This window comes from Sphingomonas sp. BRN-1R, assembly GCF_057748035.1.
The window spans coordinates 216912-242032 of sequence record NZ_CM173236.1 but is presented as its reverse complement, the minus strand read 5'-3'; the positions used below and the strand labels follow the sequence as shown (position 1 = coordinate 242032).

Annotated in this window: 25 protein-coding genes; 10 read left to right on the top strand and 15 right to left on the bottom strand. The window is 67.5% G+C overall.

The window, feature by feature from the left end; translation table 11 throughout:
* Window positions 1–30 precede the first annotated feature (30 nt).
* Together ccmA and AC3ANX_RS01080 are read left to right on the top strand one after the other, a co-directional pair.
* Window positions 31–624 carry a heme ABC exporter ATP-binding protein CcmA gene (ccmA, locus tag AC3ANX_RS01085; protein WP_488335211.1) on the top strand — a complete coding sequence of 198 codons (594 nt, stop codon included), beginning with the start codon at window positions 31–33 and terminating at the stop codon, window positions 622–624.
* Window positions 625–644: 20 nt separating this feature from the next.
* Complete coding sequence (locus AC3ANX_RS01080) at window positions 645–1271, top strand: heme exporter protein CcmB (RefSeq protein ID WP_488336854.1); 627 nt, start codon at window positions 645–647, stop codon at window positions 1269–1271.
* A 30-nt stretch (window positions 1272–1301) separates the two neighbouring features.
* Here the strand turns inward: AC3ANX_RS01080 and AC3ANX_RS01075 are convergent, their stop codons facing one another.
* From AC3ANX_RS01075 to coxB, 11 genes are all read right to left on the bottom strand, one after another.
* Window positions 1302–1937 carry an outer membrane protein gene (locus AC3ANX_RS01075; RefSeq protein WP_488335210.1) on the bottom strand — a complete coding sequence of 212 codons (636 nt, stop codon included), beginning with the start codon at window positions 1935–1937 and terminating at the stop codon, window positions 1302–1304.
* Window positions 1938–2148: 211 nt separating this feature from the next.
* Entirely contained in the window at window positions 2149–3024 is an 876-nt protein-coding gene (locus AC3ANX_RS01070; protein ID WP_488335209.1) for a class I SAM-dependent rRNA methyltransferase, read from the bottom strand.
* On the bottom strand, window positions 3021–4424 hold the full coding sequence (thrC, locus tag AC3ANX_RS01065; protein ID WP_488335208.1) for a threonine synthase: 1404 nt from the start codon (window positions 4422–4424) through the stop codon (window positions 3021–3023). The genes AC3ANX_RS01070 and thrC overlap by 4 nt, the downstream gene beginning before the upstream one ends.
* Window positions 4425–4517: 93 nt before the next feature.
* Entirely contained in the window at window positions 4518–5081 is a 564-nt protein-coding gene (locus AC3ANX_RS01060) for an SURF1 family protein (protein ID WP_488336853.1), read from the bottom strand.
* A gap of 53 nt (window positions 5082–5134) precedes the next feature.
* Window positions 5135–5536, bottom strand: a complete 402-nt coding sequence (locus tag AC3ANX_RS01055) for a DUF983 domain-containing protein (protein WP_488336852.1) — start codon at window positions 5534–5536, stop codon at window positions 5135–5137.
* A gap of 5 nt (window positions 5537–5541) precedes the next feature.
* On the bottom strand, window positions 5542–6456 hold the full coding sequence (locus AC3ANX_RS01050; RefSeq protein WP_488335207.1) for a cytochrome c oxidase subunit 3: 915 nt from the start codon (window positions 6454–6456) through the stop codon (window positions 5542–5544).
* 34 nt (window positions 6457–6490) lie between these two features.
* Entirely contained in the window at window positions 6491–6973 is a 483-nt protein-coding gene (locus AC3ANX_RS01045; RefSeq protein WP_488336851.1) for a cytochrome c oxidase assembly protein, read from the bottom strand.
* A gap of 47 nt (window positions 6974–7020) precedes the next feature.
* Window positions 7021–7155, bottom strand: a complete 135-nt coding sequence (locus tag AC3ANX_RS01040; RefSeq protein ID WP_488335206.1) for a hypothetical protein — start codon at window positions 7153–7155, stop codon at window positions 7021–7023.
* Window positions 7156–7167: 12 nt separating this feature from the next.
* The gene (locus tag AC3ANX_RS01035) at window positions 7168–8073 is read right to left on the bottom strand and encodes a heme o synthase (protein ID WP_488335205.1); all 906 of its coding nucleotides are present in this window, start codon (window positions 8071–8073) and stop codon (window positions 7168–7170) included.
* Between the two features lie 78 nt (window positions 8074–8151).
* Window positions 8152–9843 carry a cytochrome c oxidase subunit I gene (gene ctaD, locus AC3ANX_RS01030; protein WP_488335204.1) on the bottom strand — a complete coding sequence of 564 codons (1692 nt, stop codon included), beginning with the start codon at window positions 9841–9843 and terminating at the stop codon, window positions 8152–8154.
* Between the two features lie 3 nt (window positions 9844–9846).
* Window positions 9847–10953 carry a cytochrome c oxidase subunit II gene (gene coxB, locus AC3ANX_RS01025; RefSeq protein ID WP_488335203.1) on the bottom strand — a complete coding sequence of 369 codons (1107 nt, stop codon included), beginning with the start codon at window positions 10951–10953 and terminating at the stop codon, window positions 9847–9849.
* Between the two features lie 199 nt (window positions 10954–11152).
* Between coxB and pyrE the strand changes: the two genes are divergently transcribed.
* The 5 genes from pyrE to AC3ANX_RS01000 all read left to right on the top strand — a co-directional run bounded on the left by pyrE (window position 11153) and on the right by AC3ANX_RS01000 (window position 15174).
* The gene (gene pyrE, locus AC3ANX_RS01020; protein ID WP_488335202.1) at window positions 11153–11737 is read left to right on the top strand and encodes an orotate phosphoribosyltransferase; all 585 of its coding nucleotides are present in this window, start codon (window positions 11153–11155) and stop codon (window positions 11735–11737) included.
* A 100-nt stretch (window positions 11738–11837) separates the two neighbouring features.
* Window positions 11838–12590: a pyridoxine 5'-phosphate synthase gene (locus AC3ANX_RS01015; RefSeq protein ID WP_488335201.1), complete on the top strand. Its 753-nt coding sequence runs from the start codon at window positions 11838–11840 to the stop codon at window positions 12588–12590.
* Between the two features lie 199 nt (window positions 12591–12789).
* Window positions 12790–13209: a holo-ACP synthase gene (gene acpS, locus AC3ANX_RS01010; RefSeq protein WP_488335200.1), complete on the top strand. Its 420-nt coding sequence runs from the start codon at window positions 12790–12792 to the stop codon at window positions 13207–13209.
* The gene (lepB, locus tag AC3ANX_RS01005; RefSeq protein WP_488335199.1) at window positions 13202–14086 is read left to right on the top strand and encodes a signal peptidase I; all 885 of its coding nucleotides are present in this window, start codon (window positions 13202–13204) and stop codon (window positions 14084–14086) included. Before acpS ends, lepB begins: the two co-directional genes overlap by 8 nt.
* A complete protein-coding gene (locus AC3ANX_RS01000; RefSeq protein ID WP_488335198.1) occupies window positions 14083–15174 on the top strand; it encodes an AI-2E family transporter in 1092 nt (363 codons plus the stop codon). The genes lepB and AC3ANX_RS01000 overlap by 4 nt, the downstream gene beginning before the upstream one ends.
* On the opposite strand, the gene AC3ANX_RS00995 is transcribed toward AC3ANX_RS01000, so the two are convergent.
* On the bottom strand, window positions 15104–16261 hold the full coding sequence (locus AC3ANX_RS00995; protein WP_488335197.1) for a glycosyltransferase: 1158 nt from the start codon (window positions 16259–16261) through the stop codon (window positions 15104–15106). The genes AC3ANX_RS01000 and AC3ANX_RS00995 overlap by 71 nt on opposite strands.
* A 240-nt stretch (window positions 16262–16501) precedes the next feature.
* Between AC3ANX_RS00995 and AC3ANX_RS00990 the strand changes: the two genes are divergently transcribed.
* Genes AC3ANX_RS00990 through AC3ANX_RS00980 form a run of 3 tightly spaced genes read left to right on the top strand, consistent with a single transcriptional unit; the run spans window position 16502 to window position 19129 of the window.
* The gene (locus tag AC3ANX_RS00990; RefSeq protein WP_488335196.1) at window positions 16502–17413 is read left to right on the top strand and encodes a hypothetical protein; all 912 of its coding nucleotides are present in this window, start codon (window positions 16502–16504) and stop codon (window positions 17411–17413) included.
* Window positions 17400–17933, top strand: coding sequence for a DUF2141 domain-containing protein (locus AC3ANX_RS00985; RefSeq protein ID WP_488335195.1), 534 nt, complete (start codon window positions 17400–17402; stop codon window positions 17931–17933). Before AC3ANX_RS00990 ends, AC3ANX_RS00985 begins: the two co-directional genes overlap by 14 nt.
* 5 nt (window positions 17934–17938) lie before the next feature.
* Window positions 17939–19129 carry a glycosyltransferase gene (locus tag AC3ANX_RS00980; protein ID WP_488335194.1) on the top strand — a complete coding sequence of 397 codons (1191 nt, stop codon included), beginning with the start codon at window positions 17939–17941 and terminating at the stop codon, window positions 19127–19129.
* A 4-nt stretch (window positions 19130–19133) separates the two neighbouring features.
* Here AC3ANX_RS00980 and AC3ANX_RS00975 read toward each other — a convergent pair whose 3' ends face one another.
* The 3 genes from AC3ANX_RS00975 to AC3ANX_RS00965 all read right to left on the bottom strand — a co-directional run bounded on the left by AC3ANX_RS00975 (window position 19134) and on the right by AC3ANX_RS00965 (window position 24996).
* The gene (locus AC3ANX_RS00975; RefSeq protein WP_488335193.1) at window positions 19134–20585 is read right to left on the bottom strand and encodes a hypothetical protein; all 1452 of its coding nucleotides are present in this window, start codon (window positions 20583–20585) and stop codon (window positions 19134–19136) included.
* Window positions 20586–20643: 58 nt separating this feature from the next.
* Window positions 20644–22041 (bottom strand): amino acid permease, encoded by a 1398-nt coding sequence (locus tag AC3ANX_RS00970; protein ID WP_488335192.1) that lies wholly within the window; start codon window positions 22039–22041, stop codon window positions 20644–20646.
* A 159-nt stretch (window positions 22042–22200) separates the two neighbouring features.
* Window positions 22201–24996, bottom strand: coding sequence for a M14 family metallopeptidase (locus tag AC3ANX_RS00965; protein ID WP_488335191.1), 2796 nt, complete (start codon window positions 24994–24996; stop codon window positions 22201–22203).
* Between the last annotated feature and the right edge of the window lie 125 nt (window positions 24997–25121).

Below are 25121 nucleotides of genomic sequence, written 5' to 3'. Positions count from 1 at the left end.
GCGCGCGCCTTCTCGCCTAAGGCATAGCCGATGGCCGCCCCCGATCAACCGCCCACCGCACTCGCGTTTCGCGACGTGACCTGCGTGCGCGGCGGGCGGCAGTTGTTCGCACGCCTCAGCTTCACGCTCGCGCCCGGGGACGCCGCGCGCGTGACCGGCCCCAACGGCGTCGGCAAGTCGAGCCTGTTGAGCATTGCCGCCGGGTTGCTCGCGCCCGCGGGCGGAACGGTCGAAACGCCGCCGTGCGCGCTGATGGCGGAGGCGGCCGCGCTCGACGGCGGGCGTCGGCTCGATGCCGCCCTCGCCTTCTGGGCAGCGCTCGACTCAGCGGACGATCCGGCGCGCCGCGTGTCGGATGCTCTGGCCGCAACCGGGCTCGCCTCCCTCGCCGAGGTGCCGGTGCGCTTGCTTTCGACCGGTCAGCGCCGTCGCGCCACGCTCGCACGCGTGGTGGCGAGCGGCGCACCGCTGTGGCTGCTCGATGAACCCGCCAACGGGCTCGACGCCGCCAGCGTGGAGATGCTGGAAGCGCTGATCGCCGCGCACCGCGCGCGTGGCGGCATCGCGCTGGTCGCCACCCATACCGAGGTCGCGCTGCCGGACGCGCAGGAGATCGCGCTGTGACCGGCCTCGCCCGCCTCGTCATGCGCGATCTGCGGCTCGCCTGGGCTGGCGGCGGGCTGATCAACCCGGTCGCGTTCTTCCTGCTCGTCGCGATCCTGTTTCCGTTCGCGATCGGCCCCGACGCGGCGCTGCTCGCGCGTGTCGGTGGCGGCGTGATCTGGGCGGCGGCGCTGCTCGCCGCGCTGCTCCCGGTCGAGCGGCTGATCGGGCCGGATGCGGAGAGCGGGGTGTTCGATCAGCTCGCGGTGCGCGGTTTCTCGATGAGCGGGGTCGCCGCCGCCCGCATGCTCGCGCACTGGCTCGGCTTCGCGCCGCCGCTGATGCTGGCGGCAGTGGTCGCGGCCGGGTTGCTCGGCATCACGGGAGAGACGCTTGCCCGCGTCGAACTCGGGCTGCTGATCGGCACCCCGGGCCTTGCAGCGCTCGCCGTGGCGACCTCGGCGCTGATCGCCGGCCTGCGCGGCGCAGGGGCGATCGCCGGGCTGCTGATGCTGCCGCTCGCGGTGCCGTTGCTGATCTTCGGCGCGGGCGCGCTCGACACCGGCGCGGGCGTGGGCGCGCTGAAGTTGCTCGGCGCGGTCAGCCTCCTGCTGGTCGCAGGCGCGCCGTTCGTCGCGGGCGCCGCGATCCGCGTCGCGATGGAATAGCGGCGGAGCGCCGGCCCCGCCCCCTTTCGATCAGAAGCGGTAGCCGACGCCGCCGACCACCTGATGCCGGTCGAGCGTGACGCGCTTGCGCGCATCGACGAAGTCGGTACGGCCAATTTCGTAATGCGTGTAGGTATATTCGAGCTTGGTATAGACGTGCGGCGTAAGGCCGATCTCGGCGCCCGCACCGGCGTGGTAGCCGTTGAGATCCTGCGACAATACCACCGGCTGCGAGAACGCCGTGCTGTTCGCGCGGAAATCGAGCGTGCCGTTCGAATAGCCGCCCTTGATATACACCATCGAATTGTGCGGAAGCGCATAGCCGACGCGCACACCCGCAGTGATGTTGCGACCCGCGCTGAGGCATTCCTCGACGATGCCGAGCGATTGGCAATCCTTGGTGGTCGCCCCCGCGATGCCGGCATAGGCACCCACGAACGCGCTGCCGTTGAACACCGCGTCGTAACCGATTTCGGTGCCGTAGGTGAAGCCGCTGCGGCCGCCGCTGAACCGCTGGCTACCGTTCGTGTCGGTGTAGGTGACGACCGGCGCGGCATTGTCCCAGCCGCCGCGCAGTTCGATACGCGCGCCGCCGACCGGCTGTTCCTGCGCGAGCGCCGGCGTGGCGACGAGCAACGCTGCGCCGACGATGACAAAAGACTTCATGATGCCCCCCGATGATCCTTCACGCGGCGTGACTAGGGGAGAAGGCGTTGATCTTGCGTTAAATCCGTGCGGTGTTCTTGATGCAGGCGCGGTGAGAACTTGCGCCGAACTGGCGGCATCTCGCGGGCGCGCCGCGGCGAAGCCGCGTCGTTGGACGGGGCCCTCGGCCCCGCCGGCCGGGCGATTTTCGCACGGTGGCGTGGCGCCGGGCTTAAGCCCGGTCGCCGCGCCACCGCGCGAAAATCGCCGTCGGCAACAGCAACCCGCGCGCCTCTTCACGCACCGCCATCTCGCCGACCTCGACCGTCCCGCCAAGATCGCCGAGTGCCTGACGCACCACCTCGCCGATCGCCAGCGCCGACATCCGCACCGCATAGACCGTCAGCACGAGGAACTTGCTATCCTTGTCGAGCAAACGGCGGCAATCGGCGATCAGCCCGGGCAAGCCTTCCTCCAGCCGCCACACCTCGCCGTCCGGCCCGCGCCCGAATTTGGGCGGATCGAGGAAGATGCCGTCGTACCGCTTGCCCCGGCGCACCTCGCGCGCGGCGAACTTGGCGGCATCGTCGACCATCCAGCGGATCGGCCGGTCCGACAGGTCGGAAAGGAAGGCGTTGGCCTTGCCGGCATCGACCGATTTCTTCGAGGCATCGACATGCGTCATCGCCGCGCCCTTCGCAGCCAGCGCCAGCGTGCCGACCCCGGTATAGCCGAACAGGTTCAGCACGGAATCGCCCTCCGCCACGGCTCCACGCATCCACGCCCATTGCGGCGCCATGTCGGGGAAGAAGGCGAGATGGCGGAACGGCGTGTTCTGGGCGGTGAACAGCAGCTCCTCCCACCGCACGTGCCAGCCGCCGCGCGGCACGTCGCGCGACAAATGCCAGCGTCCGCCGCCCTCCTCGTCCGACGCGCCGATGAAATCGCCGTCGGCTTCCCACGTATCGGACGCAGGCGCCCACATCGCCTGCGGCTCGGGCCGGATGAAACGGAAGCGGCCGTAGCGTTCGAGCTTGCGACCGTGGCCCGAATCGACCAGCCCGTAATCCGCCCACGGCTCGGCGATGAGAGTGTGGAGCTGCGTCACCCCCGCGCGACCGCACGCTCGGCGATATAGGCGGTCACCGCCTCGAACGTGCCGGGCAGCGAGGCGTAGCGCTCCTCGCGGTCGAACAAATCGCCCATCCGCGCCGGCAGGCTCGGGCGGATGCCGGTCGCACGCTCGACCGCATCGCCGAACTTGGCCGGATGCGCGGTGGCGAGCGTCACCACCGGCACATCCGCCGGCAGCCCCGCCCGGCGCGCGGCGGCGAGGCCGATCGCGGTATGCGGGTCGATCACCTGTCCGGCATCCTCGTGCGCCCAGCGCATCGCCAGCGTCATGTCGTCGAGATCGACCGCGTCGCTCGCGAACAGCGCAGACGCGCCGCCAGCCTGCGCATTGGTGAGTCGCATCGCCTTGGTGCTCTCGAACCCCTGCATCTGCGCGGCGAGGGCGCGGCCGTCGCGACCGCCGAGATCGAACAGCAGCCGCTCGAAATTGCTCGACACCTGAATGTCCATCGACGGGCTCGGCGTCGGCACGACGGTGCCTTGCGAATAATCGCCCGCGCTCAGCGCGCGGTGAAGGATGTCGTTGACGTTGGTGGCGACCACCAGCTTCGCAACCGGCAGCCCCATCTTGGCGGCGACGTACCCTGCGAACACATCGCCGAAATTGCCGGTCGGCACCGAAAAGGCGACCGGCCGCTCAGGCGCGCCGAGCCGGACCGCGGCGTAGAAATAATAGACCACCTGCGCCATCAGCCGCGCCCAGTTGATCGAGTTCACCGCCGACAGCGCATAGGTGCCCGAGAAAGCGGCGTCGTTGAACATCGCCTTAACCAGCGCCTGACAATCGTCGAAACTGGCGTCTTCCAGCGCAAGGTTGTGGACGTTGGGCGCGAACACCGTCGTCATCTGACGGCGCTGCACGTCCGACACGCGGCCCTTGGGGTGGAGCATGAAGATATCGACGCCGGCCCGCCCCGCCAGCGCATCGATCGCCGCCGAGCCGGTATCGCCCGACGTCGCGCCGACCACGGTGACATGATGCTCGGAACCCTTGAGGAACCGCTCGAACAACAATCCAAGCAATTGCAGCGCCACGTCCTTGAAGGCGAGCGTCGGGCCGTGGAACAGCTCCAGCAGCCAATGTTGGTGGTCGAGCTGCACCAGCGGGGTAACGGCGGCGTGCGCGAAACGGCCATACGCCTGCTCGCATAAGCCGCGCAGATCCTCGCGCGACAAGGAGCCTTCCACAAACGGCGCCATCACCGCGACGGCGGTGTCGACATAGGACGCACCACGCAACGCCCCGATCTCCTCGGCCGACAGGCTCGGCCAGGTCTCGGGCAAATACAGCCCCCCGTCGCTGGCGAGGCCGGCGAGCGTGACCTGTTCGAAGTTCAGGGCGGGCGCATCCCCGCGCGTGCTGATGTAGCGCATACGCGGCGGGTTAGCGGGGTGGGCGGTTCACCGCAACCTGCCGGTTGATGCACGCGCGCTTGCTACGCTTGGGCCAAACCGACTGCGGACCGGTCAGCGGCCGCGTCGCTTGCGGAGCGCCAGCGCGTAGATCACCACCGCGATCCCGGCGAACACGAACCATTGCACCGCATAGGCAAAGTGGTTGTTCGGCACCGACGACAGATCGGCCGGCGGGTTCGCCGCCAGCCCGGCCAGCGGCGGATCGGCGACCAGCATCAGCACCTTCGGCGCGGCGCGGCCGACCATCCCGGCGATCAACGGCTGATGATCGGGCGCATAGGCGAGGTAGCCCCGCACCGCCCCGCCACGCCACGTCGGCCGCGCGTTGGGACGATCGCTCACCCCGATCTGCACCGCAAAGCCCGGTCCCTCTGCACCGGTACGGCACCGGGCGATCTGCCGCCAGCCGGGCTTGCCGCGCGCATCGTGCCCGCCTTCGCTCGTCCAGCCAGTCGGTTCGAGGCAGAACGCGGACGCGCGGCGGAACAGCAGATCGTCGCCGAGCGGCACGCGCGGAAACGCGATCGGCGGCAGCGCGCGGTTCGCGGTCAACCGCGCGAGCAACGCCTCTTTCTCGTGCAATCGCCGGAGCTGCCACATGCCCAGCGCGATCATCGCCGCCACCGCCAGCGCGACGAGGATCGTGGCGAGCACCGGCACGCGTTTGCTCAACGCTCGATCCGCCCCTCGCGCGCGGCGTTGCGAAATTCGCTGGCGATCAGTGCCGCCTTGGCGATGCGCAGCGACCAGACCGTGCCCGCGATCGTCACCGGCACCCATATCAGCAGTTGCAACCAGATCGGCACGTCGAACGCGAGTTGCAGCCAGATCGCCAGCCCGACCACGATCGCACCAAGGATCAGGATCAGGAACGCCGCCGGCCCGTCACCCACGTTGAAGCCCGCGAAGTCCAGCCCGCACACGCGGCAACGATCGGCGAAGGCGGTCCACCCGGCGAACAACGTCCGCGCACCGCAGCGCGGGCACAGCCCTTTGAGCGAAACCTGCGCGAAGCTCGGCAGGGGGCTGGGCGCGGGCGTGCCCGGCGCGGTCGGATCGGGATCGGGCAGCTTGCTCAGCCCGCGTGGACCGGCGCGCCCCAGCCGCCCCACACGTAGATCGCGGCGAACAGGAACAGCCACACCACGTCGACGAAATGCCAGTACCACGCCGCCGCCTCGAACCCGAAGTGCTGGCGCGGGGTGAAATCGCCGCGATAGACGCGCACCAGATTGACGATCAGGAAGATCGTGCCGATCATCACGTGGAAGCCGTGGAACCCCGTCGCCATGAAGAACGACGAGGTATAGTTGATACCCTTGAACGGGAACGGCGCGTCCGAATATTCATACGCCTGGATCGAGCTGAAGGTGAGCCCAAGCAGGATCGTCAGCCACAGCCCTTTCTTGACGCTGTCACGATCCCCGACGCCGATCAGCCCCCACAGGCCCTTCATCTCGCCGCCGCGCTGATTGTGGATCAGCGCATGGTGCGACCAGGTCAGCGTCGTGCCCGACAGCAGCAGGATCAAAGTGTTGAGCAGCGGGAAGCGGAACGCGTCGATCACCTCCATGCCCTTGGGCGGCCAGACCGCGTTCGCCGCCGCCGCATCGGTGGCGAGGCTGACGGTGTGGCTCGCCGCATCGTAGATCAGCGGCCTGGGGAACAGCGAATAGTCGAAGAACGCCCAGAACCAGCCGACGAAGAACATCACTTCGGAGGCGATGAACAGCACCATGCCGTAGCGCAGGTGAAGCTGGACGACGGGGGTGTGATCGCCGGCATGCGCCTCGGTGATGACCTTGCTCCACCACAGGAACATCGTCGCGATGACGAGCGCCACGCCGAGGAAGAACACCGCGCCGCCATAGGCTGCCGAATGCATCCACATGATGCCGCCGACCGCCATCACGCCGCCGGCCATCGCGCCCATGATCGGCGCAATATCGGGGGGCAGGATGTGATATGCGTGGTTCTTCGCGCCGGCCATCTCTCTCGTCCCCGTTTCTCGGTTTGTCGTTACCCTAGCTCGTCGGTTTCGCAGAATCCACCGGGTAAAACGTATAGCTCAAGGTGATCGTCTGCACGTCGCTCGCATCCGGATCGGCGAGGATCTTGGGATCGACGAAGAAGATCACCGGCATCCGCGCGGTTTCGCCCGGCTTGAGCGTCTGCTGGGTGAAGCAGAAACACTGGATCTTGGTGAAATATTTGCCCGCCTGCGCCGGCGTGACGTTGAAGGTCGCGCTGCCGGTGATCGGATGGTCCGAGGTGTTGGTCGCGGTGAAGAACGCCATGTCGCGCGCGCCGACGTCGACCGTGTCGCTGCGCGTCTCCGGCTCGAACTTCCACGGCATGTGCGGCGCGACGTTGGTGTCGAAGTCGATTCGGATCTGGTGGTTGACCGCGCCCGGCGCGATCTTGCCTCGCTGCGTGGTGCCGTTGAGGCCCGTCGCCTGGCAGAACATCCGGTACAGCGGCACGCTCGCCCAGCCGAGCCCGGTCATGAAGCAGACCCCCAGCAGCGCGAGCAGCGCGGTGCGGAGGTTACGGCTCAATGCGCCATCCCGCCTTTGATCTTGGCGATGGTGATCGCGAAGACGAGGATCACGAAGCCCCCGAGGATCAGCCCGAGCACCATCGCGCGCTGGCGCTGACGTGCGCGGATCTCGTCATCACGCTGGCCCATCAGCCCAGTCCCCTACCGTAGCCACACATCGGCGACGACTGCGCCGAACACGATGAAAAGGTACAGGATCGACCAGGCGAACAGCCGCTTTTCCGGCTTCATCCGGTCGTCCACGCCAGTGGTGCGCGTCGCCACATGGAGCGCGAGGACGCCGAACACCGCGGTCGAGATCAGCGCCACCACGCCGTAGATCCAGCCGCTCAACCCCAGCGCCCATGGCGCGAGCGCGGCGAGCGCCATCGGGATCGTGTAGAGCCCGATCTGCGTGCGCGTGGTGCGCTCGCCCGCTACCACCGGCAGCATCGGCACGCCGGCGGCGGTATAATCGGTACGCATGAACAGCGCGAGCGCCCAGAAATGCGGCGGCGTCCACAGGAACACCAAAGCAAACAGCAGCAGCGGCAGCGGCGCGACCCCGCCGGTGGCCGCGGCCCAGCCGATCAGCGGCGGAAACGCGCCCGCCGCACCGCCGATGACGATGTTCTGCGGGGTGCGGCGCTTGAGCCAGACGGTGTAGATGATGACGTAGAACAGGATCGAGACGGTGAGGATCGCGGCGGCGGCGAGGTTCACCGCCAGCCCCATCAGGATCACCGAGAAGCACGACAGGCCGACACCGAACTGGAGCGCGGTCTCGCGGTCCATCCGCCCGGCGGGAAGCGGGCGGCGCTCGGTCCGGCGCATCTTGGCGTCGAGATCGGCCTCATACCATTGGTTGAGCGCCCCCGCCGCACCCGCGCCAAGCGCAATGCACAGGATCGCGGTGAAGCCGATCACCGGGTCGATATGCACCGGCGCGGCGAGCATCCCGCACAGCCCCGTGAACACGACCAGCGTCATCACGCGCGGCTTGGTGAGCGCGAGGAAATCGCGCCAATGGGCGGGCAGGTCGGGCGAAGGCGCGGTGGCGATGGTCATGATCGAGGCGCGCTATAGGCGCATGGGACACAGGCGAAAAGGCCGCGACGTGAAACGATCGCGGCCCCGCCCATCCGATCAGTGGTGGCCATCGCCGCCGTCGATCACCGGCAGCGTCTCGAACTGGTGATAGGGCGGCGGGCTCGACAGCGTCCATTCGAGCGTCGTCGCCCCCTCGCCCCACGGGCTGTCACCCGCCGGCTTGCCCGCAAACAGCGACCAGATCACGTTCACGAAGAAGAAGATCATCGAGAACGCCATGATCATATAGCCGATCGAGGCGAAGTGGTTCCAATATTCGAGGCCGTCGGTGTAGTCGGGCACGCGGCGCTGCATGTTCTGCAACCCCAGGAAGTGCATCGGGAAGAACAGCATGTTCACGCCAATGAAGAAGACGTAGAAATGCACCTGGCCGAGCGCTTCGTTGTACATCCGCCCCGACATCTTCGGGAACCAGTAGTAGAAGCCCGCGAACAGCGAGAACACCGCGCCCAGCGACAGCACGTAGTGGAAGTGCGCCACCACGTAATAGCTGTCCTGCATGTAATCGTCGATGCCGCCGTTCGCCAGCACCACGCCGGTGACGCCGCCGACCGTGAACATGAAGATGAAGCCGATCGCCCACAACATCGGCGTGCGGAAGGTCAGCGAACCACCCCACATCGTCGCGATCCACGAGAAGATCTTGATGCCGGTCGGCACCGCGATCACCATCGTCGCGGCGGTGAAGTACATCTTGGTGTTCACCGAAAGACCGGTGGTGAACATGTGGTGCGCCCACACCACGAAGCCGACCACGCCGATCGCCACCATCGCATAGGCCATGCCGAGATAGCCGAAGATCGGCTTCTTCGAGAAGGTCGAGATGACATGGCTGACGATGCCGAAGCCCGGCAGGATCATGATGTACACCTCGGGGTGGCCGAAGAACCAGAACAGATGCTGGTACAGGATCGGGTCACCACCGCCGGCCGGATCGAAGAAGGTCGTGCCGAAGTTGCGATCGGTCAACAGCATGGTGATGGCGGCGGCGAGCACCGGCAGCGACAGCAGCAGCAGGAACGCCGTCACCAGCACAGACCATACGAACAGCGGCATCTTGTGGAGCGTCATGCCCGGCGCGCGCATGTTGAAGATGGTGGTGATGAAGTTGATCGCGCCGAGGATCGACGATGCGCCAGCCAAGTGCAGCGACAGGATCGCCATGTCGACGCTCGGCCCCGGCTCGCCATAGGTGGAAAGCGGCGCGTACAGCGTCCAGCCGGTGCCGGCGCCGCCAAAGAACGGCGAGGCGAGCAACAGCGTGAACGAGGGGATCAGCAGCCAGAAGCTGATGTTGTTCATGCGCGGGAACGCCATGTCGGGCGCGCCGATCATGATCGGCACGAACCAGTTGCCGAACCCGCCGATCATCGCCGGCATCACCATGAAGAACACCATGATGAGCCCGTGCGCGGTGATGAGCACGTTCCACAGGTGCAGCGAATGGTCGAGCCCCTGCTCGCCGCCCGGCAGATAGGCGGCCCATGTCGTCAGATACTGGATGCCAGGATGCGCGAGTTCGGCGCGCATCAGCCCGGAGATGCCGCCGCCGATGATCCCCGCGCAGATTGCGAAGATCAGGTACAGAGTCCCGATATCCTTGTGGTTGGTCGACATGAACCAGCGCGCGAAGAAGCCGGGCGTGTGGTGCGCGTCATGGTCGGCATGGCCGTGGCCGTGATCGCCATGCGCTTCGAAGGCGGACGGGTGGAGCGCGGTGTCGGTCATGCCTTATTGTCCCGCATTGCCGGCGCCGGCGGGGTTGGCCGTCGCGCCCTGAGTGACTGTGGGTGCCTGCGCGGTGGCGTTTTCAGCCGGCGCGGTGGAGTTGCCCGCTTCGAACGCCGCGCCCGTTTCGGGCAGCGCCGCGCTGCCGACCGTGGCCACGGCGGGTTTGGCGCTCGGCATGGTGCCGCCCTTCGCCTTCACCCACTGCGCGAACACCGCCGGGCTGACCGCCTCGACCGTGATCGGCATATAGCCGTGGCGCGCGCCGCACAGTTCGGAGCAGACCCCGAAATAGACGCCCGGCTTCTCGATGGTGAAGCTCGTCTCGTTGAGGCGTCCGGGCACCGCGTCGAGCTTGATCCAGAAGGCCGGGATCGCCCAGCTATGGATCACGTCGTTCGAGGTGGTGATGAGCCGGATCGGCACGCCATAGGGCAGCACCACGCGATTGTCGGTGGCGAGCAGGCGCGGCCCGTCGACGTCGGTGCGCGCACGCTCGCCCTTGCCGACCTGATCCTTCTCTTTCAGCATGTTGGCGGTGATCTCGAACCCGCCGTTGTCGGGATATTGATACGACCAGTACCATTGGTTGCCGATCGCCTTCAGCGTCACCGCATTGTCGGGCGCGGGCTTGTACTGCGCGTTCAGCAACCCGATCGAGGGCAGCGCGATCGCGAGCAGGATCAGCACCGGCAGACCGGTCCACAACACTTCCAGCACGGTGTTGTGCGATGTCTTGGTCGCCACCGGATGCGCGGCCCGGCGGTAGCGCACCACCACCCACACGAGCAGGAACAGCACGAACACCGAGATAATCGTGATCAGCGGGAACAGGATGACGTTGTGGAACCACAAGGCGCGGCGGCCATTGGGCGTCACCTGCGGCTGGATGGTGTAACGGCCATCGACCGGCATGCCGACCCCGGCGACCGGCCGCATCTCGGGTGCGCCGTCGCGCGCAAGCATCGGATCGGCGGTGGTCGGCACCACGGCAGGTGCCGGCGTGGTCTGCGGCGCCGTCGGCGGCACGACCTGGGCGGAGACACCGCCCGGACCCGCCAGTGCGAGGCAGGCCGCAAGCACGACACCTTTCAAGCCCGTTATCCGCATCCCGTATCCTCACCCCTGTAGAATACGCCGATCTGGCCGACGCCGGGCGAGATTACGCCCAATTTTCCTGACCTATACGCGGGCGACCCGCCGCCCTCAAGCACCAAGCCACGTTTATTTGGCGCTGGTGGACGCCGCAGGCGTTGCGCGCGTGCGGTCGCGTGCCTAATCAGGCGCACCTTCAACCGAGCCCGCAGCCATGACCGAAGACGACGTCCTTGCCGAATTCCGCGCCGCCGACGCGCTGCTGGAAGGGCATTTCATTCTCTCCTCAGGCCTGCGCAGCCCGCGCTACCTGCAATGCGCGCGCGTGCTGATGGACCCGCGGCGCGGTGCGCGGCTGGCCGAGGCGCTTGCCGCCAGCCTGCCGGCCGATCTGCGCGCGAGCATCCAGGCGGTGGTATCGCCGGCGATGGGCGGGGTGATCGCGGGCCACGAGATGGGCCGCGCGCTCGGCGTCGAGGCGATGTTCCTCGAACGGCCCGAGGGCGTGTTCGAGCTGCGTCGGGGGTTTCGCCTCGCGCCCGGCACGCGCGTGCTGATGATGGAGGACGTGGTGACGACCGGACTCTCCTCGCGCGAGGCGATCGCCGCGATCGGCCGCGCGGGCGGCGAGACGGTGGCGGCGGCCTCCCTGGTCGACCGCTCCAACGGGACGGCCGATCTCGGCGTGCCGTTCTTCCCGCTGGTGCGCATCGACGTACCGACCTACGCGCCCGACGCGCTGCCGCCCGCCCTGGCGGCAATCCCGGCGATCAAGCCCGGCAGCCGGGCGGCGGCGTGATAGCCGAAATCCCCCCGTTCGTCCCGAGCGAAGTCGAGGGACTGGCTTGTAGCGCAGGTGTCTCGACTTCGCTCGACACGAACGGTTTGGGAGCGCGGGTATGACGGACCATCTCCGCCTGGCCGATGACGGCCGCCTCCGGCTAGGGGTCAACATCGATCACGTCGCGACCGTGCGCAACGCACGCGGCGCGGGCTATCCCGATCCGGTGCGCGCCGGGTTGCTCGCGGCAGAGGCAGGCGCGGACGGCATCACCGCGCATCTGCGCGAGGATCGGCGGCACATCACCGACGACGATATCGCCCGTCTTGCAGGCGAACTGACCATCCCGCTCAATTTCGAGATGGCGGCGACCGACGAGATGCGAGCCATCGCGCTGAAGCACCGCCCTCACGCCGCCTGCATCGTCCCCGAAAAGCGCGAGGAACGCACCACTGAAGGCGGGCTCGACGCGGCGGGTCAGTTCGCGCACCTCCAGCCGCTGGTCGCGGACCTGCGCGATGCGGGCATCCGCGTGTCGCTGTTCATCGAGCCGGCGGCGGCGCAGATCGAGGCGGCGCTGCGGCTCGGCGCGCCGGTGGTCGAGCTGCACACCGGGCGCTATTGCGAACTGTCGGGCGATGCTCAGGCGGACGAGTTGCGCCGGCTGACCGACGCCGCCGCGCTGGCGGCGAAGAACGGCATCGAGGTCCATGCCGGCCACGGGCTGACCTATGACAATGTCGCTCCGATCGCAGCGATCCCGCAGGTCCGCGAACTCAACATCGGCCATTTCCTGATCGGCGAAGCGATCTTCATCGGCCTCGCCGAGAGTGTGCGGCGGATGCGCGACGCGATGGACGCGGCACGGTGAGCGGCCACCGTCGCCCCGGCGCAGGCCGGGGCCGCTGCGTGTTGCGAGGTCGGCTCGCCACGTTACCCAGCGGCCCCGGCCTGCGCCGGGGCGACGCCTTTCACACCCGTCACCCCAGTGCACGCTGGGGTCTCCCCGTTACGGAGCGCGCACGTGCGGCACGAGACCCCAGCGTGCGCTGGGGTGACGGACGGGTGCGATGATCATCGGCCTCGGTTCCGACCTGTGCAATATTGAGCGGATCCAGAACTCGCTCGATCGCTTCGGCGACCGCTTCCTCCAGCGCGTGTTCACCGATCTCGAACAGCGCAAGGCCGCGCGCCGTCCGCTCACCGGCGCCGGCACGCTCGCCAAGCGCTTTGCCGCCAAGGAGGCTTTTTCCAAGGCGGTCGGAACGGGTTTCCGCGCCGGAGTGTTCATGAAGGACATCGGCGTGATCAACGCACCCTCGGGCGCGCCGACATTGGCGCTGACCGGCGGCGCGAAGGCCAGGCTTGACGCCATCACCCCCACGGGCCACGTCGCGCTGGTGCATCTGACGCTGACCGACGACCATCCTTGGGCGCAGGCGTTCGTCATTATCGAAGCCGTACCCGTACAGGACCCAGTGAATGCGTGAGGAAGTAGCGTTGGACCCCGCGAGCGAACCGGTCGAAACCCGCGCGGCCCCCGCGCCCAAGCGCCGGACCGACTGGTGGGCGGAACTGCGCGGCATCGTCTGGCTGGTGCTCGCGGTACTCGGCTTCCACACCTTCATCGCCAAGCCGTTCTACATCCCGTCCGAATCGATGCTGCCGGGGCTCGAGATCGGCGATCAGCTGGTGGTGAGCAAATTCCCCTATGGCTGGTCGTTCATCTCGCCGACCTTCCATCTGCTGCCCTTCATGCACGGCCGGCTGTTCGGCCGCATGCCCGAACGCGGCGACGTGGTGATCGTCACCCCGCCGGGCACGGAAACCGATTACATCAAGCGCCTGATCGGCCTGCCCGGCGACACGTTGCAGGTGAAGGACGGCGTGGTATTCCTGAACGGCGTCGCGGTGAAGCGTGGTCCGATCCACGACACGCGCATCCCCGTCGACACCAACACCAAGTGCAGCCCCGACGTTTATCCCGGCGCGCTGGAGACCGGCGCCGACGGCAAGATGTACTGCCGCCTGCCGCTCGTCACCGAGACGCTGCCCAACGGCCGCCACTATGACACGGTGGAACTGGGCTATAGCCGCGGGGACGATTACGGCCCGGTCAAGATCCCGGCGAACCACGTCTTCCTGATGGGCGACAACCGCGATCGCAGCTCGGACAGCCGCTTCCCGCTCGCCGCGCCCGATCTCGGCCTCGGCGGACCGGTGCCGTGGGAATATCTCGGCGGGCGCGCGGAGTTCATCACCTTCTCCAAGAGCGGTGACGGCACCTGGAACCCACTGACCTGGTGGCAGTCGTTCCGCAGCGGTCGCGCGGGCACCTCGCTCCACCCGGCGCGTGACGCGAAATGAGCGCCGCGCAGGACAGCCACACCTCGCTCGAAGTTTCCTCGGAGCCCGGCCCCAACGAGATGCGCGATCCGTTCGTGCGCAAGGAGATGAAGCGCGCGGGCGTCTGGTTCGGCATGGGCGGCGCGATCGCGCTCGTCGTGCTGCTGATCCAGCCTTTGCTCATCATCTTCGGCGGGCTGGTGTTCGCGGCGATGCTCGATGGTGGCGTGCGCTTGCTCGGCAAGGTGCTGCCGATCCCGCGCGTATGGCGGCTCGCGATCGTCGTGCTGCTGACGGTCGCGTTCGTGATCGGCACCGCCTATCTCACGGGCATGCAGGTCGCCGCGCAGTTTGAGCAACTGCGCGCCACGCTGATGTCGCAGGCGACGCGGCTGATGGCGTGGCTGTCGAGCATCGGGCTGATGCCGGGCAAGGCCGACATCAACGGCATGGTCCAGCAGGCGCTCGGCTCGTTCGGCAAGATCACCTCCTATCTCGGCACCGCGCTCGGCGCGCTCACCAGCCTGGTGATGATCATGGTGATCGGGCTGTTCATCGCGATGGAGCCGCGTCTTTACGAGGCCGGGCTGCAATGGATGCTGCCGACCGATTCGCGCCGGGAATTCGCGATCACGATCGAACGCATGTCGAAAACGCTGCGCAGCCTGCTCGCCGGGCGCCTGCTCGGCATGGCGCTGGAAGGCGTGATGACCGGCGTCGCGCTCGCCTTCGCCGGCGTACCGATGGCGCTGGTGCTCGGCATCATCACCGGCACGCTCGCCTTCATCCCCAACATCGGCGCGATCGTGTCCGGGCTGATGATGATTGCGGTCGGCTTCAGCGCGGGCGTGCATACCGGCGTGCTGGCGATCATCATCTATTGCGTGATCCAGACGTTCGACGGTTACGTCGTCATCCCGATGGTGGCGCGCAAGACGGTCGATCTGCCGCCGGCGCTCACGCTGTCCGCACAGATCCTGACCGGCACGTTGTTCGGGGTGATGGGTCTCGCGCTTGCCGATCCGATGACGGCGATGATCAAGGTCGCGCTGGAACGTAACTCGGAGCGAGCCGCGCGGGATGCCAACGAAGCGGCTGGTGACGCCTGAGCCGGCGCGCCAGCACGGTTTCGTCGAACAGATCGAGATAGGCCGCGGCCGAATCCGCGCCGGGCTGCGGCACCGGTTCCGGGCGTGGCTGCTGCGGCGCGAGCCAGTGATCGAGCGCGGCGACAAGGCCGTGCGAATCGCCCGGAGCGACCACGGTGCCGAGCGCGGGCGAAGCGACGATCTCGCGCACCGCCACGCTTGAGTCGGTGGAGACGACCGGGGTGCCGACCGCCAGCGCCTCACGCAACACGCCGGGCACGCCTTCGAAGTCGGAGGTCAGCACGAGAGCGGCGGCGCGTGCGATCGCGAATGTGGGATCGGCGACATGGCCGGGCATCGTCACCCGGTCCGCCAGACCGAGCGCGGAAACCTGCGCCTCGAGAGCGCCCCGCTCGGCGCCTTCGCCCAGGATCATCAGGCTGGCGTCGCGATCGGCGAGCGTTGCGAACGAATCGATCAGCCGGTCCCAGCGCTTCTGCGGCGCGAGCCGGCCGACGCCGAGCAGGAAGCGCCCGGCCGGGATCGGCGGCGGCGTCGCGCAGGCGGCGTGACGCACCGGCGGATTGGCGATCACGCTGAGACGCGACGGATCGACGCCGATCGTGCGAATCGCCTCGTCGCGCATCGCCGGCGTCATCGCGACGAGATGGTCGACGAAGTGACGATGCCAATGCAGCCACACGCGGTATGCGGGGGCGAGCGGCCAGCCCTGGTCGCGCCGGTCGAGCGCATTCGAAATCTTGGCGACGATCGGCGGGCAGTCGGCGCCGAGGCGCAGGCGGGTCCAGGCGGCGATCGCGGTATAATGGTTGCCAGGGCAGAAGATCACGTCAGGCCCGACCTGTTCGGCGACTTCGGCGACTCCGACCATCCCAACATAGGTCGAATCGCCGAGCATTACGATTTCGACACCCGGCGGAATCTCCGCAGCAAGCGGACCGCCGGCATCGCCGATCACCAGCGTCACGCGTCGGCCGAGTTCGACCCAGCCGCGCATCAGCCGCAACAACGCATGTTCGACCCCGCCGCCGTTCAGCGTCTGCGCATACGTCAGGATGTGAGCTGAGGGCGCGCGCGGGCTGAGCATAGGCCGTTCCGTAACCATCGATTGTCGCAAAAGTTTCGCAGGCGACATGGATAATGTTGCGATGCGATAGGATGGGAACTAGACCGCATTGTGGCCGTTTGTGTCTGCCGGTTCATCTGATCCGGTTTGCCGAAACCGCGATATCCGGCTAAGCGCCGCCGGTGCTCGACACGATCGGGCGGTTACGGACTATCCCAGGTGGACAAATTTCCTTCCGGGGCCGCGGCACCGATTCGCGCCGTGGACGCACCGGTTCCCCTTGCCCCCGATCTCGCCGGCCTAGAGCCGATGGAAACGCTGAAGCGCCGCTGGCCCGCCTATCTGGGCGCCGCGCTGACGGTCGCGATGGTCGGGTTGCTCGCGCGGCAATTGCTCTCGACCGGGCTCGCCGGGCTGGCGCATACCTTCCCGACCAGCCCGTGGTTCTACGTGTTCTTCCTGCTGCTGTATTTCTCCCCGGTCACAGGCGATTACGTCATCTTCCGCAAATTGTGGAAGATCCCGCCAGAAGGCTTCGTCGCGCTCGCCAAGAAGCGGATCGCCAACGACATGCTCAATTATTCGGGCGAGGCGTATTTCTACACCTGGGCGCGGCAGCGCACGTCGCTGGTCGCCGCCCCGTTCGGCGCGGTGAAGGACGTCAGCATCCTTTCGGCGATCGCCGGCAACGCCGTCACCTTCGGCATCACGGTACTGGCGCTGTCGCTGTACCTCGGGCTGTTGACGGCGCACCAGCAGCAGATCGCGATCTGGTCGACCGTGATCGTGTTCTTCATGTCGGTGCCGTTCCTGATCTTCTCCAAGCGGGTCTTCTCGCTCGACCGGCAGACTTTGTGGTGGATTTTCAGCGTGCATATCGTGCGCCTGATCGCGGGTTCGGTGCTGGTCGCGCTGACCTGGCATTTCGGCATGCCGAGCCAGACCGTCGGCATGTGGCTGCTGCTCGCATCGCTCCGCATGATTGTTTCACGCCTGCCGCTCGTGCCAAACAAAGACCTTTTTTTCGCCTTATCCACTCCACTGATCGGTCAGAGTGACGAGGTGCGGAACCTCATCGCGCTGACGGCCGGACTCACGCTCGTCGTCCATGTGGTGCTGGTGGCGATATTCGGCCTGTACGGGCTGCTGAGGAAGAAGAATGCGGTTTCGTAAGTATCTGGCGGCTGCGGCTGCCGTCTTCGCGGTGCTCGGCGGACCCGCCGCCGCACAGGCCGGCGTGCTCGGCAGCGACAGCGCCGCGTGCCTGAGCGGTGGCGGCCCGGCGATCCGTGTCAACGTCGATGGCCTGAAGGACCGCGCGGGCGAGCTGAAGCTGGAGTTGTACCCGGCCAACGACGCGGACTTCCTGAAGGACGACCGCGATCTCATCAAGGAAGGCAAGTTCTTCCGCCGCGTGCGCGTGCCGACGCCTGCCACCGGCGCGATCGCCTTGTGCATCAAGGCGCCGACGCCCGGCAGATACGCCTTGCTGTTCACGCACAATCGCGACGGCAAGAACAAGTTCAACTTCTGGTCCGACGGCGCGGGCTTCCCCAGCAACGCCAAGCTCGGCCGCTCGCGCCCGAAGCTCGACATGGCGACGATCACCGTGCCCGAAGGCGTCGTGACGACCGACATCCACGCGCAATATCTGCGCGGCCTCGGCGGGTTCGGCCCGTTGCAGGGGAGCTAAGCGGCATGCGGATCGTCGACGTCAACGAGTTCTACTCACCGACGGGCGGCGGAGTCCGCACCTATATCGACCGCAAGATGGGTGCGATGTCCGATCTCGGCCACGAGCTGATCGTGATCGCACCGGGCCGCGAAAACGCGATCGAGGAGCGTCCCGGCGGCGGGCGCATCATCTACCTCAAGGCCGGACGCCTGCCGTTCGATCACAATTACGGGCTGTTCTGGGATCCCGCGCCGATCACACATGCGCTCGATCGGCTCCAGCCCGATCTGGTCGAAACCTCGTCGCCGTGGCGGCCGCCCTGGGTGATCGGCCAGTGGCAGAGCGATGCGGTGAAGACCTTCTTCATGCACAACGACAATGTCTCGGCTTATGCGTTGCGCTGGTTCGAGAATGTCGCGCCGACCGAGCGGATCGAGCGATCGTTCCTGTGGTACAGCCGCTACATGAGCAAGTTTCTTGACGCTTTCGACGCGGTGGTGACGAACGGCCCCGCGCTCGAGAAGCGGCTGAAGGCGCGCGGCGTACGCATCGACGCGTCGATGCCGCTGGGGATCGAGCGCGGCCATTTCTCCCCCGATCTGCGCGACGAGCGGCTGCGCGCCGCCTTGCTCGCGCAGTGCGGATTGCCGCCGCACGGGCAGTTGCTGCTCGGGCTTGGCCGGCATCACCCGGAGAAGCGCTGGCGGCTGGTGATCGACGCGGTCGAGCGCGCGGGCGCGGACCTGCCGGTCGGGCTGATCCTGCTCGGCGCCGGCGTCGAGACGCAGAAGATCGAGAAGCGCGTCGCCGGTAGTCCGCACATCCGCATGTTCCGCCCGGTCTATGATCGCGAGCGGCTCGCGCGGATCATGGCGAGCTGCGACGCGCTGATCCACGGATCGGAAGCCGAGCCGTTCGGGCTGGTCGCCTCCGAAGCGATGGCGGCGGGCCTGCCATTGATCGTGCCCGATACCGGCGGCTGCGCGGAGGTCGCCGATCCGTTGTCCTCCGAACTCTACACCGCACGCGATGCTGGCTCGGCGGCGCTGGCGATCGCGCGGCTGTTCGCGCGCGACCAGTCGCTGCTGCGCCGCGCCGCGCGGGTGGCGGCGGGCAAGGTGCGCAGCGACCGCGAGCATACGGTCGACCTGATGACGTACTACGAGGGTCTGGTCCGGGCGAAGCGCGACGGCAAGCGGCAAGCGGCCGCCTGACGCATCAGCGTTTGTAGATCGCGATCCTCTCGCGCCCCATCGGCACCTGCGCGGTGAGGCGGTAATCCCGCGCCATCACCGCGAGCACGATCGCACGAATCTCGGGCCGCTCGCCCCGGAACGGCGGGCGCATCACCACCACCGCCGGATGCGCCGCGAGGATGCGGCGCAGTTCGGTCGCCTGATCGACCCCGGTCGCGCCGCTTTCGCGCGCGCGGTTGATGTGCGCGGGCACGACATAGCGCGACAGCCGGCACCGCCCAGTCGCCGGGTACAGCATGGTCGAGCCGGCATAGACGTAGAGGCACCCCGGCCCGCGCCCGACCGCCTCGGTCATCTGCGCGAACTGCGCGGCGGTGCCTCGGTTGACGATGTTGATGACGACCGCGATCTGCCCGACCAGTGCGATGAGCAGCAGGATCGCCGGCCCGATCCGGCGGCGGATGTCGGCGCGGCCGAAGAAGCCCGCCGCGCAGGCGGTGCCCGGCACCAGCACGGGCAGGCCATAATGGTCGAACCAGGTGCCGAACACCGCCACGCCGAGCAGCGCCGCGACGAACCATGCGAACAGGAACTGCCGCGCGACCGGATCGCCCCCGGTCGTCCGCCCACGCGCGCCGACTGCCATCGCCACCAGCGGCGACAGCAGCAACACCAGCACGCCGATGTTGCCGAGCATCTCGGGTATCGGATTGGCGTTGCGGTGTGCGATCGAACCGAAATTGGCGAACACGAACGCATCCGTCTGGCCGAGCCACGCATACACGCCGAACGCGAGTCCCGTCGGCACCAGCGCGAGCGCGACGAGCAGGATCGCATGGCCTGCCTGCACCACCAACGGCGTGCGCGCGCGCCACTCGCGCAGCAGCAGCCACAACCCGAAGAACACGCCTTCGAACACCGCGCTGTATTTGATCTGGAGCGCGACGCCGACCAGCGCCATCGCCGCCGCGCCGGTCAGCCGGGGCCGCGACTGCGCGCCCGCAAGGATCAGCGCGCCCGCCGCCGCCATCGGCAGATTGTAGAAGATCGGCGCCTGCCCGCCGACCCCGTTGAGCAGATCGGGCCACAGGACATAGGCGATCGCTCCGGCGAGCGCGCCAACGCCCCATCCCGCGCGCTCCGCCATCCAGAATACCAGCCGCGCGGTCAGCACCAATGCGACGAGCGCCATCACCTGATAGGCCACCACGCCCCACATCAGCGGCAGCGCGGCGGGCGGCAGATAGAGCAGGAACAGCCCGATCGGCTTGCGATCCCAGATGTCGACGAACGGCAGCGCGCCCTGCCACATGCCGCGCGCCATCGTGAAGTAGAACTCCTCGTCGACATGCACGACCGGATCGCCGAGCGTCACAGCGCGCGCCGCCACCGCGACCGCGATCAGGATCAGCCAGCGGGCGGTGCCGAACGGGCGGGCGGAGCGCGCCACCGGCGCGGAGGAAGGACGCAACATCTGCGCCGGGCCTTAGCCGCGCCCGCCCCGCCTGTCACGAGCGCAGGCCGGCGGCGCCCTATCGGCCGACCTTCACCGCGTCGCTGTGCCGTCGGCCATACGCGACGTAGAGCGCCAGCCCCGCCGCATTCCACAGGATGAAGCGCCCCAGGGTGAGCGGCGGCAGGCTCGTCATCAGGTAAAGGCAGCCGACGATGGCCAACCCGCCGACCAGATAGGGCGCGGGCGCACGGAACAGCCGCACCGCGTGCGGTGCGCACCGACGCAGCACGATCAGGCACGCACCGACCGCGATGAAGGCGAGCAACGTGCCGGCATTGGCGAGTTCAGCGATCTCGTCGAGGCGGAAGATGCCGGCGATGATCGCGATCGACACGCCGGTCAGCAGCGTGATGCGCGTCGGCGCGCCGGTGCGCTTCGACACCTTGGCGAGGCTGCGCGGCAGCAATCCGTCGCGCGCCATCACGAAGAACACGCGGCTCTGCCCGTACATCATCACCAGGATCACCGAGGGCAAGGCGATGATCGCGGCGAGCGCGATCAGATGCGCGGCGGTAGGCGCGCCGAGCGAACGCAGCACCAGCGCCAGCGGCTCGGGCGAGTTGGCGAGCGCGGTGAACGGCATCGCGCCGATCGCCGACACCGCCACCGCGATATAGATCACCGTGCATACGACCATCGATCCGACGATGCCGATGGTGAGATCCCGCCCCGGGTTCTTGGCCTCCTCGGCCGAGGTCGCCACCGTATCGAAGCCGTAGAAGGCGAAGAACACGATCGCCGCCGCCGCCATCACGCCATGCTTGCCGTTGCTGCCGAAGCCGTAGGGCATGAACGGGTGCAGGTTGGCGCTGTCGAAGTGCGGCGTGGCGAACGTCACGAAGATCGCCAGCGCGACCAGTTTGATGACCACCAGCACGATGTTGAGCGTCGCGCTCTCGCGCGTGCCCGCCACCAGCATGCCCATCACCGCCAGCGCCACGGCGACTGCGGGCAGGTTGACGATACCGCCGCCGTGCGGACCGACCAGCAGCGCGTGCGGCAGGTGGATGCCCGCCGACTCGATCCAGCCGACCAGATAGCCCGACCAGCCCACCGCCACGGTCGAACAGGCGAGCGAATATTCGAGAATGAGGCTCCAGCCGACCACCCAGGCGACCCCCTCGCCCAGCGCGACATAGCTGAACGTATAGGCGCTGCCCGCCGCCGGGATCATCGTCGCGAGTTCGGCATAAGCGAGCGCCGCGCAACCGCAGACCAGCCCGCAGATCACGAAGGCGAGGATCACCGCCGGCCCGGCCCGCTCCGCGCCGACACCGACCAGAGTATAGATGCCGGTGCCGACGATCGCGCCGACGCCGAGCGCGATGAGGTGCGGCCAGCTCAGCGTCTTGGCGAGGCTCCGTCCCGCCGTGTGCTGCGCCACGCCCTCCAGCGATTTGGTCGGTCCGAACATCATGACTCCCGAATTCGCAGATCGGCTCCGCGCGCGGCACCGGTGCGGCGCGCGCACCGCCGGAGTGTAATCCCGAAGCGAAAGATCGAGATAGTGGTAATCGGTACTGCCGGTAATGACTGCACGCACGACCCCGACCGTATCAACGGACGAACCGGCCTATCGCGCTCGATTTGTGCGGCTGTCCCTTCGATCCTCGACGATGGCGCTGCCCAACAGGATGCTGTTGAAGAACAGCTTGAATGTACCATAGGATTGCGCGCGTTGGGTGACTTCCGGCGCAAGCACGAACAGTTTGCCCGCGCCCAGATCGACCTGTGCGAGCGCTGTCGTGCCGGCAAGCTTCTCCTGCCCGACCGCCCAACCGCTGCGCAGCGGCTTGTCGGTGTCGAACCAGCCCACCTTGTGCAAAGCGGCACCCGCGCCGGGTGCGATGGTGAAGCTCTGTTCCTTGTCGAAGAACACATCGGCATGGTCCGTCATGCCGAAGGCGAGCGGCTCGCGCGGGTCGATGCGGACGTTCAGGATCGAGCCGGGGATATAGAAATCCCGCGTGTCGAGCGCCTTCTCGACGCCGTTTTTGGTCTGCGACAACGCGGCGGTCAGCGGCGCGCCGAGCCATTCGGCGATCCGCGTCGCGCCGCCGACCGCCACGACGTTGCCGCCTTGCGCCACGAACGCCTTGAGCGCCGGCGCGGTCTGCGCGTCGCTGACCACGCCGAGCGTATCGCGCAGTTCGGCAGGTGTCGCGTTGGCAGTCGGCGGCGGCGCGGACCGATCGACCTTCCACGGACTGCCCGCCGGCGCCGGCACCGATCCGTCGGTGAAGACGATGACGTCGAAATCGCGTTTGAGATCGCCCGCGTTGAGGCGATTGGGATAGACCAGAGTGTAGGGAAACTCGAACTGTTCGAGGATCCAGCGCGTCCATCCCGACGAGATCAGGCCGCCGTAGCGATCGACCAGCCCGACGCGGAGCGGCTTGAGCGCGATGTCGCCACCCGCCGGCTTGCGGGCCATGGCATAGGCATGGATGCCGAGATCGCGCACGCCGTCGCGCAGGATCGCCGCGGCGGCGGGCGAAGCGGGGATCCACACCGCGCCGGGTGCTGCCGGCGCCTTGCCGACGGCGACCGGAGCGGTAAGCCATGCCGGTGTGACACCCGCCTTGAGCAGACGATTGGTGAGAATGAAGCCGTTGTTGGTCTGGTGGCTGACCAGCCAGCCTGCCGTTCCGTGGCCGACGATATGCCCCGGTGTCGGCACGATCAGATCGGGCACTTTCGCGAACGGGCCATCGAAGCCGTCGAGCTCGCGGTCGAACTGGACACCCATCTGATAGGCGAGCGTATAGCCGGTGATGTCGTACGGCGCCTTGGGCGGACCGCCGGGATATTCGAGATCGCGCGGATGGTCCTGCGGCTCGAACATGTCGAGGATGTGCGGCCGGTACGCCTGCGCGGTGCGAACGACGAAACTGCCCGCCGGATAGGTCTTCCGTTTGACGGTGAAGGGCGCGGTCGCGCGCTCGACATCGACGCCGTTCTTGATGAGCGCGTTCATGAACGCGACCACGGTCGGCATGTCCGGCTGATCGGCGGAGAGGATATAGCCGCGCGGATCGCGGCGCTCGGGCGCGTGCAGCACCGTGTCGTACAGCTTGGGATCGACCGCTTTCGGCCCCATCGGCGGGCGGCCATATTCGTCGGCGCGCGCTTCCTTGACCGGCTCGGCCGCTTCGAGTGCGGCGATGCCGCCGGGCGTCGTGGTCCAGCTATCGCGACTCCCGCGCGCGATGCTGTTCGCGCCCATCCGGTAGATGTTGAGCAACAGCCGCTCACGATTGCGCGAGGCGTAGTCCATCACCGCGCGGTCCATCGTCCATTGATAGTCGAGCGATTGCTGGAGATGCCACATCTGCGGCGCCGGCGGCATCTTCTCGTCGTTGCGCGGCAGTTGCGTCGTCGGCACAAGCGGAAGCTGTTCGGGGGTCGGGCCGCCGATGATCTCGGTCAGCAGGCCGACCGCGTTGTGGAAGTAAGCGACCGACCGTTCCATGCCGTTGTGCCAGGTGGAATAGGGCGCGGCCGAGCGCATGCCCGAACCCGCCTTGCCTTCCTCGATCAGCCGCGAGTGCATCGCCGAGCCGACCTCGTCGAGTTCGGTCATCACGATCGGATCATAGTGGAAGCTGAACGGATCGCGGAACGGCGGCACGAACACCACCATGCCCTTGGGGCCGGTCTGGTGCTGGTTGTAGATGATCTGCGGATACCACTCGCGGAACAACTGCCGGTTGACGTTGGTCGTCTCGGGCATCTGCGACATGAAGCTATCGCGATTGTTATCGTGGCCGATATATTTCTGGTAGAGCCTGGGCAGCGTCCGCAACGTGCGCTTCTTCGGGTCCGCCTCGCGCATGTACCAGTTGGCGATCAGCTCCATGCCGTCCGGGTTGTCCTGCGCGAACAGGATGATGTCATCGTCCAGAATGCGCTTGGTCTCCGCGTCATTCTCGCTCAGCATCCGGTGCAGCACCTGGATCTGTCCCTGTGCGGTGATCGATTCGCTGGCGTGCATCCCGGCGTCGATCCACACGATCGCCTTGCCCTCCGCAGAGAGCGCGCGGGCTTCGGCTTCGGTCAGCGTATCCGCGCGGGCGAGCCGCCGCGCGATCTCCTTGTAACGGTCGAGCTTCGCGAGATTGGCGGGTGACGAGACGATCGCCAGCCACTGTGTGCGGCCCTCGGCGGTCCGGCCCATATCAACGAGCCTGATCCGGTCGGACTGGCTCGCAACGCGCTTCAGATACGCCTCGTACGCAGTGTAATTCGCCAGGAAGTAATCGGTCCCGATCGGCTGCGCGAAGAACTCCGCCGGTGTGGTGATCTGCGCGGCGACCGGTGTCGCGACGCAGAGGCCCAGTGCGAGTGCCGTGGTGAGTGTGAAGCGCATGTTGAGCTTTCCCCCGATGCATCGCCCGACCGGCCCCCGTGCCGGCAAAGGATGGTACGTCAACGTCCATGCGGCAGTAGCCGCTCACAACGGTCGCGCGGGTATAGTCTTCGGCATGGCGGCCA

What these genes read in the sequence shown, in the direction of transcription:
- ccmA (WP_488335211.1), top strand. Translation starts at nt 31, where the DNA reads ATGGCCGCCCCCGATCAACCGCCCACCGCACTCGCGTTTCGCGACGTG.
- AC3ANX_RS01080 (WP_488336854.1), top strand. Translation starts at nt 645, where the DNA reads ATGCGCGATCTGCGGCTCGCCTGGGCTGGCGGCGGGCTGATCAACCCG.
- AC3ANX_RS01075 (WP_488335210.1), bottom strand. Translation starts at nt 1,937, where the DNA reads ATGAAGTCTTTTGTCATCGTCGGCGCAGCGTTGCTCGTCGCCACGCCG.
- thrC (WP_488335208.1), bottom strand. Translation starts at nt 4,424, where the DNA reads ATGCGCTACATCAGCACGCGCGGGGATGCGCCCGCCCTGAACTTCGAA.
- AC3ANX_RS01060 (WP_488336853.1), bottom strand. Translation starts at nt 5,081, where the DNA reads ATGATCGCGCTGGGCATGTGGCAGCTCCGGCGATTGCACGAGAAAGAG.
- AC3ANX_RS01050 (WP_488335207.1), bottom strand. Translation starts at nt 6,456, where the DNA reads ATGGCCGGCGCGAAGAACCACGCATATCACATCCTGCCCCCCGATATT.
- AC3ANX_RS01045 (WP_488336851.1), bottom strand. Translation starts at nt 6,973, where the DNA reads ATGACCGGGCTCGGCTGGGCGAGCGTGCCGCTGTACCGGATGTTCTGC.
- AC3ANX_RS01040 (WP_488335206.1), bottom strand. Translation starts at nt 7,155, where the DNA reads ATGGGCCAGCGTGATGACGAGATCCGCGCACGTCAGCGCCAGCGCGCG.
- AC3ANX_RS01035 (WP_488335205.1), bottom strand. Translation starts at nt 8,073, where the DNA reads ATGACCATCGCCACCGCGCCTTCGCCCGACCTGCCCGCCCATTGGCGC.
- ctaD (WP_488335204.1), bottom strand. Translation starts at nt 9,843, where the DNA reads ATGACCGACACCGCGCTCCACCCGTCCGCCTTCGAAGCGCATGGCGAT.
- coxB (WP_488335203.1), bottom strand. Translation starts at nt 10,953, where the DNA reads ATGCGGATAACGGGCTTGAAAGGTGTCGTGCTTGCGGCCTGCCTCGCA.
- pyrE (WP_488335202.1), top strand. Translation starts at nt 11,153, where the DNA reads ATGACCGAAGACGACGTCCTTGCCGAATTCCGCGCCGCCGACGCGCTG.
- AC3ANX_RS01015 (WP_488335201.1), top strand. Translation starts at nt 11,838, where the DNA reads ATGACGGACCATCTCCGCCTGGCCGATGACGGCCGCCTCCGGCTAGGG.
- acpS (WP_488335200.1), top strand. Translation starts at nt 12,790, where the DNA reads ATGATCATCGGCCTCGGTTCCGACCTGTGCAATATTGAGCGGATCCAG.
- lepB (WP_488335199.1), top strand. Translation starts at nt 13,202, where the DNA reads ATGCGTGAGGAAGTAGCGTTGGACCCCGCGAGCGAACCGGTCGAAACC.
- AC3ANX_RS01000 (WP_488335198.1), top strand. Translation starts at nt 14,083, where the DNA reads ATGAGCGCCGCGCAGGACAGCCACACCTCGCTCGAAGTTTCCTCGGAG.
- AC3ANX_RS00995 (WP_488335197.1), bottom strand. Translation starts at nt 16,261, where the DNA reads ATGCTCAGCCCGCGCGCGCCCTCAGCTCACATCCTGACGTATGCGCAG.
- AC3ANX_RS00985 (WP_488335195.1), top strand. Translation starts at nt 17,400, where the DNA reads ATGCGGTTTCGTAAGTATCTGGCGGCTGCGGCTGCCGTCTTCGCGGTG.
- AC3ANX_RS00980 (WP_488335194.1), top strand. Translation starts at nt 17,939, where the DNA reads ATGCGGATCGTCGACGTCAACGAGTTCTACTCACCGACGGGCGGCGGA.
- AC3ANX_RS00975 (WP_488335193.1), bottom strand. Translation starts at nt 20,585, where the DNA reads ATGTTGCGTCCTTCCTCCGCGCCGGTGGCGCGCTCCGCCCGCCCGTTC.
- AC3ANX_RS00970 (WP_488335192.1), bottom strand. Translation starts at nt 22,041, where the DNA reads ATGTTCGGACCGACCAAATCGCTGGAGGGCGTGGCGCAGCACACGGCG.
- AC3ANX_RS00965 (WP_488335191.1), bottom strand. Translation starts at nt 24,996, where the DNA reads ATGCGCTTCACACTCACCACGGCACTCGCACTGGGCCTCTGCGTCGCG.